Genomic DNA, 8,366 nt, shown 5'->3' with positions numbered 1-8,366 from the left:
GGGTCATCTGGTGATACAGATGGTTCACTCTTATCGTGGTGAACAACGCTTCATACGACTTCACGTCGCACGGGCAATAACGACTTAGAGCGATCACTCTCAGACGTACCCGGACAGAAACGTTTTAGATCATTGAGTAGAATCAGCCTAGCATTGATTAAAAAAGTATCTTGAATTATCAGAAAGTCCTCTAATTAGTTCCGACCCTTTTATCTATACCAAGCTAATTCAATTAAACATCGTAACGTACTCTTAACCAATTTATTGGATTAAGAGCATACAAGGATAGGAAGTTAAAGCAGTTGAATCTGAGTTAAATAATTCCCTAACACTCAACATCTGTTCTTTCATAATGCTTTAAGCATGTGTTACTTCAGCTTTTTGCTTTACTTCTCCTTGAACAAGAAATGAATCTGCAAAAGTAACTGGACTAATTACAAGAAGCGATAATAATGATGATAATTTCAATTTATTTCCAAATTTATTATGAACTTAGTGCCTTTAAAAAATATTGACTAGAAACATTCTGGCCTGCCCGCTATATATTAATAATTATCCAAACTGTATAATATCCTCATTTAGTCTAACTTTCCAAATCTTGAGCACTTAACTTTAGACGGTAATACAATGTCTGGAGTGAAGTCATTTCGTTGAACTGGTCAAACCAATCATGGCCAAAATATCTGGCTATAACTTGCATTAGCTGAGTGTAATCGTCGAGACAATTTAAGGTGATCAGCTGTACTTTCAACATCTAGGCACTGACGTAACGTGTCCTGCTATAAACATCTGACACGCTTAATAACGTCATTAAATCGGGGAAATTTAAGTTTAGGTTTAGGTTTACCATCCCATATGATAGTAAGCCCAAATACGTTCAATATTCATTGGTAACCATTGTTCGTAATATTGCCAGTTTTCGTACTTAGGTAATTTCACTTGTTTCCTTAATGCATCGGGGCTGTGTACTCCAGCATCCATCGCTTTTTTAACTGCGACCATTAAATCTTCGATGTAAACTCGCTGCTCTGTTATTATTGAGGCTGGATCAATGGCAGGTTGACTTTCTGGTCCATGCCCTGAAATAACATAGTCAACATCCATCAACTCAATCTCTTTTAAAGAGCGAACCCATTCATCAGGCCAGAAATCCGGCATGCCTCTAAACGCCACTCGACGAGGTGTGACAATATCAACAACAAACAGGATTTTCTCTTCAGGAAATCGCATGACAACGAGACTATCGCCGTGATTAGGTCCGAAGTACGATAGCTCTAATGTGCGATTACCTAGTTTCAAAGTGTAGTTATCTTCAAAGACAATATCTGGCATCGGCAATACAGGGCTTGGGTGATCATGAAGCTGCTTTAACAGATTCTTGTGGCCGATAAATTTTGCACCTTCTGCTTTAAATATATTACCACCGGATATATGGTCATGATGGTTATGACTATAAACAACATATTTAACCGGTTTATCCGTTACTTTTCGAATTTCACCTTGAAGTAGCTTCGCAGCCTTTGGATTCATGGGATCTGTAACAATCACACCATCATCAGTGACCACAAAGACATTACGATAAACCCACCACCGAAATACGTATATGCCGTTACCAACCTGTTTAACACTGTGGCCAAACTCCTTTCCCCCCATAGGCTCCTGAGTTGGGAACGTCGGCGATGCCATCACTACTGAAGAGAGGAATAAGCTCAATATTAGTGTGATAATTTGTACTAGAGTTTTCATGGGATATTTCTCCTTAATTAAATTTTGAGACGATTAAATACGTTTTTTACGCGCGGTTTTACTGACATCATACGTGGAAGAACATCGGCTTCAGGTTTATCTAGAAAGCGATGCTTTAGTGCACCCGCAATATGAGCAAACAATGCAACCATTAAGGTATAGACCAGTAAGACATCGGCTTGTTTAGCTAATAGAGCCACCTCTGAATTTTTAGCAAACAACAAAGGTAAATCGACCAATCCGAATAGACTAGCGGGGTATCCAAATAAATTTGTCATGGCATAGCCGCTAAATGGGATTGCCAACATTAACAAGTATAGTGAGCCGGTAATCGTTTTTGAGAGTAAACGTTCCCAACTCGCCAGTATGCTGGGCAATGCGGGTGAGTTATTAATGCGACTCCAAATGACACGGATAATCGCTAATTGCATAAAAATAACACCAAAAGATTTATGTATATCCATGACCTGCATTTTACTTGGATCGGCTTTATCTAATCCAGTCATGTAAGTACCCACTGCAATGAGTACGTTTAACATTAATGCCATCCCCCAATGCAAAAATTTTGCAAAATCCCCATAGCCTTGTGCTTTAATATTTCCATATTAATGATTCACCTTTTCAATCAGATTTCTGACAACTCATGCCTTGTATAACGACTTGTACATAGCTTATTGTATTTTCATGAGTTGATATATAAGCTTAGTGTCAACTAATTGTTCACTCACAGGTCTTAATGTGAATATTTTAACGCTGATGGAAACCTTCTCTGCTGTTGTAGAAACAGGAAGCTTTACTGCGGCAGCTGAAAAGCTTGGTCTTTCCAAGTCATTTGTCAGCAAACAAGTCTCAATTTTGGAGCTAGACCTAGGAACACGCCTGCTTTACCGTACCACTCGTACATTGAGCTTATCTGATGAAGGAGGGCAATTTTATAACCACTGTAAGATCATCATGGCAGAAGCTGAAAATGCTCGGGCCGAAGTCATGGACAGCCAAGGAGCACCTAGGGGGAAAATTCGTATAACAATACCTCAAAGTCTTATCATTTCAGGCTTTGGTCAGTTACTGATAAAGTTTCAACTTAAATACCCTGATATAGAGCTTGAAGTTATTGCCAGTGGACGTATTGAGAATTTGGTCGAAGAAGGTATAGATATTGCCCTAAGAGTAGGTCAACTGGAAGACTCAAGCCTTATATCCTGTCGGTTAGCAGACTGCACTTTTCAGGTGGTCGCTTCTCCCCAATATATAAAAAAGTGGGGAACACCCAATCAACCAGCTGATCTGATGCAGCATAATTGTTTAATTTATGGCGATTCTAAAATTAATCGAGGCTGGCCATTTCGCTCTCCGAGTGGAGAATCAATTACCGTTAAAGCAAAAGGAAGTTTGACATGTAATGATGGTGGCTTGATTGTCGAAGCGATACTCAGTGGGTTAGGCATTGGCTTTGGACCTAGCTTTTTGTACAGAAAGCATATTGAAGAAGGTCGCTTACAATTACTACTTAGTGATTATTACCAACCACCCACTACAATTTCAGCCCTATACCCACTAAATCGTAATCTATCTCGAAGAATTAGAATGTTGATCGATTATTTATCTGAACAGTTATTTGAATAGTAAGTCTTTAACATTTTAAAAACAGAGGACTAAGTAAAATGGCTCATAGCTCACATGAGAAAATGTATGGGTAATAGTATGAAAAAAATACGAATGAGTAGAAATACTAACTCGTTTAGGGGTCGTGGCGACGTGAAGTCGTATGAAGTGCTGTTCAACGCTTTTGAGTGAACCACCTGTATCACCAGCTGCCCCTAGGGCTCTGAATAAAGTAGCGAGCCTGACAATGTAACGAAGATTGGTCATGGACTAATCGGGATCTAAATCGTGAGAGGACGACCCTCCTGATAACCACAACTCGGGTGTACTAGGAGTCAGTATGATGAACATAAGTGAATCCGCGCAGTGCGACGTGAAATCGTATTGATCGCTGTCCTGCGACCCAAAGTGAGGATCATCTGTATCGCCAAATGACCCTATGGCTCTGAATAAAGAAGCGAGCTGCCATATCCTAAACAATCTTTAAATCAAAACGAGTTTGCTTGACTTGGAAATGGACAAAATAACAATGACACCCATTTTTCTACATTAATTATTCCATATATGGCTAGGTTTAAATGACAGCAAACCGACATACGGAGAGATGGATTTTGATTGAATTAAATTTGATAGTAAAAGCAGACAAATACTTTCCTTTATGAAATAACACACCTATTAATTAGCGAAAAGATCGGCCGATGAATCATCCAAGGACAACAAAACTGGATCAATTTTCGTCTTAACCTTTCGTATCTGTTATATCAGTCAATAGGGAGATTGTTACCTAAGCACCACGGATTGCAAAGGTTAAGGTAGATGTCAATGCATTACCACTTTGATCTGATGAGGGCAAAGCACTAAAGCTTTAGTCACAGCGGGCCATAATAACGCAGTATCAATTAAACCTTATTGGTTAAATTGATTCACTTTATTCAGTAAGCGCATAAACTCGCTTTGTTCAACATCGGTTAATGCCGCTAAAAAGTGTTGATTAACCCACCCGGCTTCATGAATTAGGTCTTGCTCGAGTGCTTTGCCATTGTCGGTTAAAAATATTTGAAATGCGCGGCGGTTATCCGCTTCTTGGTGACGGGTAACAAATCCCTGGACTTGCAGATGATCAAGCAGACGAGTCATTGTGTAGTTGGCCACATCACAACGCTTAGACAACTCTGTTTGACTTAATCCTTCCTCTTGCCACAACGTAAACAACACCGGCCAAAGTTTACTGTCTAACTCATAGCGCTTTAAACGCGTGTCGAGTTCTTGCTGCAAGGCAATATTAAGATGGGAAATCAGGTAACTTAAACTTTCAAATCGTTTCAAATGATACCTCCTACATCGTCAGTGGGATGTATTGACTGGTTTAAGACTAATGCCAATGCCTTTACAGCAGCTAAATCACACTTGAACTTATTTTTAGATTACCATCTCTATACGTTAAGAAAAGCTATTTTAGTCAAAAGATAAATATTCATTAATGTAACGATAATAGCAGGCGCGATTTAATTGCCCTACTAGGCCCCGTACTACTGGTGCATAAATACCATCGTCTGTCACAATAATATCAGCAACATCGATGACGGGCAGTTGTGTACCTATACTACTGGTAAATATCAGTTTATTTTTTTTATAACCGTCAACAGGGTCGACATGATAGTCCACCAGCAATAAGGGATAAGCCTCAACCGATACTTTAACCTTCTCTACGGGAGTGATTAAAAAATACTCGTCTTCGATGCAATGCAAGATACTACTGAACAAGGCAGCAAACTTTGCTGGCAAAGGACTGTTTAGATACAGCCAATCGCCATTAGCTTGAATATGAAACAGTGTGTCATCACTGCATAACACGACACCTTCAGGTCGAGTATATGAACTTAATGCTTCTGTTTCATCTTCCATAATAGGCCTCTTCTATGATGTCATTAATTTAAGCAATGCTTCTATCGGATGCTGAGGTTTAAAGCCTGCAAAGCGCTTAACTTGGCTGCGACAAGAATATCCAGATACCAATACTTGGCTGTGTTGAGCAATTTTTTCAATGCTCGGCTGCCAAGACATCTCAAACAGTTTTTCAGAACGCTCAACGTTTTCAAGTTCGTGTCCGTAGGTGCCCGCCATACCGCAACACCCCAAATTAACACTGTGTAATTTGGCGCCAAAATGGCTAAAAATGGCTTTCCATTCATTGGCGGTATTCGGTTTCGCTGTCGATTCAGTGCAATGACTGAACCAAGTGTATTGCGGTGCATCTTTTGCTAATGCTGACACTTCACTTCGGGATGCCACAACATCAGTTAACCATTCATTGGCTAACAGCACCTTAAATGGCCCACGACGCTGACCTAAGGCTTCTTTATACTCATCGCGATAACATAATACTAATGCCGGATCTAACCCGACCATCGGCATACCAAGGGCATGAACGCGGTTTAAGAAGTCAGCACTGTTTTGCGCGGTTTTAGCAAACTTGTCCAAAAAGCCTTTAATATGCGTCGGCTTACCATTGGGTTTAAATGGCAGCAATATCGGCTTAAATCCAAGCTTTTCAATTAATTGAATAAAACGGTAAACCAAGCCTGCATCATAGAAACTGTTAAACGGGTCTTGCACCACCAGCACATATTGACTGCGCTGCGCTTCAGGGATGGTATACAAGGAACCCAAATCGTAACCACGGCTTGAATGTCCGTCTAAGCGCTGTTTTAGTGTAGGCACTGATAGCTTAGGCGCATCGACATAACCAATGACTTTTTTAATCACCCATTTACTCAGCGGGTTCTGCGAGGCTAAGTTAGTCAATTTAGGCATGGCCGCCATCAACGGCAATGAATCTTCGATACCGGCAACTAAATAATCTTTAGCAGGACGTAAATAACGTTTGTAGTAAATATTAAAAAATTGCGCCCTAAATTTCGGCACATCTACTTTGACCGGACATTGACCAGAACAGGCCTTACACGCCAAACAGCCTTTAAGTGACTCCATCACTTCATGGGAGTAATCATAGTCACGTTGGTTGTTTAGGGTATTTTGAATTCGTTGCATCCATCCCAGTGGGGAAGACTTTTCCAAAGCGTCAACATCGACCCCTTCAGCTTCAAGTAAACGCAACCATTCACGCATTAAGCCCGCACGACCTTTAGGTGATTGTACTCTGTCACCGGTGACTTTAAACGACGGGCACATAGGTGAATAACTGCTGTAGTTAAAACACAGACCATTACCATTACAGTTCATCACATCAGGAAACGCGTCACGCACCTGCACTGGGATTTGTCTATCGAAACTGCCGCGTTTAACGCTGTCGACATTAAATAGCAATGGGCCTGACTTAGGCGGCGCCACTAATTTACCAGGATTGAGACGATTATCAGGATCAAACAAACCTTTGATCTGCTCCAGTACGCCATAGAGTTCGTCGCCAAACACGGCTGGGCCATATTCACCGCGAACCCCTTTGCCATGCTCACCCCACATCAGCCCGCCATATTTAAGCGTTAATGCCGCAACTTGATCTGAAATCACTTTAAGTAATTGCTCATCGGCGACATCACACATATCAAGCGCCGGGCGTACATGTAATACCCCCGCATCAACATGACCAAACATACCGTACTGCAAATTATGGCTATCGAGTAGCGCCCGAAATTCCATAATATAGTCAGCTAAGTTTTCTGGCGGTACGGCAGTATCTTCGGCAAAGGCTAATGGTTTACGAGTCCCTTTGGTGGCACCTAATAAGCCAACCGCTTTTTTACGCATTGCATAAATACTGTCGATATCACTTATGTCGGTAATGATTTGAAAACCGACTAAACCAAATTGGGGTTGACTGAGTTGGCCGCTGAGCATCTCCTCTAATAGCGCGACTTTATGGTTAACCTCATCATCTTCACCGGCAAACTCAACCATATTAAGACCTTCTATGATCTTGTTCGGTACGGCTTTAATTTGCTCAGCAACCGAATGCCAAATAATGTCTTCACGGGCAAGGTTGAGCACTTTGGAGTCAACGGTTTCAACGACGGTCGCTTTGGCCTGTACTAATGATGGCGCATGACGTAACGCGGATTCAAATGAGTCATACTTAATATTCACCATCATCCGAGTTTTAGGTAATGGGGTAAGATTAAGCTTGGTTTCGGTGATCACTGCCAGCGTGCCTTCCGAACCGGTGAGAATACGCGATAAATCAAACTGGCTAAGGTCATCGTTCCACACATGCTTTAAATCATAGCCGGTTAAAAACCGGTTCAATTTAGGGAAACGTTCAATAATAGTGTCCCGTTTTTGCAAACATATCGCCGCTATTTGGCTGGCGATGGTATTGCCCAGCTGATTAGCACCAAAAGGTTGTTGATCAACCTTGTTATGGGCAATCGGCGTTGTGGTTAGTACGCTGCCATCAATGAGTACACTGGTCACGCCTAACACGTGATCTGATGTTTTTCCGTAAACTAATGAGCCAGCACCAGAGGCATCGGTATTAACCATACCGCCAATAGTGGCACGATTAGACGTTGATAAATCGGGACTGAAAAATAATCCATGCGGGCGTAAGGCATCATTTAAGGCGTCTTTAATCACCCCAGCTTGTACTCTAGCCCAACCTTCTTCGACATTAATCTCAAGCACTTGGTCTAAATGACGTGACACATCCAAAATTAACCCATGAGTTAACGCCTGACCATTAGTGCCAGTGCCGCCGCCTCGAGCACTAAAAGTGACTTGTTTATATTTTGGTTGCGCCGCTAGCGATAACACTAGCTCGACATCTTGTTGATGCAGAGGATAAATAACCGCTTGCGGTAAAAACTGGTATACCGAGTTATCGGTTGCCTGAATAAGCCGCGCACTGTAACGCTTGTCTATTTCACCTTCAAACTCGCTTTGCTCAAGCGCGTCAAGATACTCAAGATAGATAGGTTCTAATGTTTGTTTATGTGATAGCAAAGGTAACATAGAGGACTTATTATTTATTGGCATATACATCCATTATAAACAAAAAA

General features: G+C 41.3%; 6 protein-coding genes. 1 reads left to right on the top strand and 5 read right to left on the bottom strand.

Features of this window, described 5'->3' with window-relative positions:
* Window positions 1–843: 843 nt before the first annotated feature.
* Both AAEZ00_RS13040 and AAEZ00_RS13035 read right to left on the bottom strand, forming a co-directional pair.
* Window positions 844–1,746 carry an MBL fold metallo-hydrolase gene (locus tag AAEZ00_RS13040; protein ID WP_351088730.1) on the bottom strand — a complete coding sequence of 301 codons (903 nt, stop codon included), beginning with the start codon at window positions 1,744–1,746 and terminating at the stop codon, window positions 844–846.
* Window positions 1,747–1,763: 17 nt separating this feature from the next.
* Window positions 1,764–2,342, bottom strand: a complete 579-nt coding sequence (locus AAEZ00_RS13035) for a cytochrome b (RefSeq protein WP_351088737.1) — start codon at window positions 2,340–2,342, stop codon at window positions 1,764–1,766.
* A gap of 142 nt (window positions 2,343–2,484) precedes the next feature.
* Between AAEZ00_RS13035 and AAEZ00_RS13030 the strand changes: the two genes are divergently transcribed.
* Window positions 2,485–3,372: a LysR family transcriptional regulator gene (locus AAEZ00_RS13030; protein WP_351088729.1), complete on the top strand. Its 888-nt coding sequence runs from the start codon at window positions 2,485–2,487 to the stop codon at window positions 3,370–3,372.
* Window positions 3,373–4,257: 885 nt separating this feature from the next.
* Here the strand turns inward: AAEZ00_RS13030 and AAEZ00_RS13025 are convergent.
* The 3 genes from AAEZ00_RS13025 to ydiJ form a co-directional block, all read right to left on the bottom strand.
* Entirely contained in the window at window positions 4,258–4,677 is a 420-nt protein-coding gene (locus tag AAEZ00_RS13025) for a MarR family winged helix-turn-helix transcriptional regulator (protein WP_101030906.1), read from the bottom strand.
* A 129-nt stretch (window positions 4,678–4,806) separates the two neighbouring features.
* Window positions 4,807–5,256 carry a DUF1285 domain-containing protein gene (locus AAEZ00_RS13020; RefSeq protein WP_351088728.1) on the bottom strand — a complete coding sequence of 150 codons (450 nt, stop codon included), beginning with the start codon at window positions 5,254–5,256 and terminating at the stop codon, window positions 4,807–4,809.
* 12 nt (window positions 5,257–5,268) lie between these two features.
* The gene (gene ydiJ / locus AAEZ00_RS13015) at window positions 5,269–8,319 is read right to left on the bottom strand and encodes a D-2-hydroxyglutarate dehydrogenase YdiJ (protein ID WP_351088736.1); all 3,051 of its coding nucleotides are present in this window, start codon (window positions 8,317–8,319) and stop codon (window positions 5,269–5,271) included.
* Window positions 8,320–8,366 lie beyond the last annotated feature (47 nt).

This window comes from Shewanella sp. S1-49-MNA-CIBAN-0167, assembly GCF_040310145.1.
GTDB lineage: Bacteria > Pseudomonadota > Gammaproteobacteria > Enterobacterales > Shewanellaceae > Shewanella > Shewanella psychromarinicola.
This window is presented reverse-complemented; position numbering and strand designations above follow the sequence as displayed.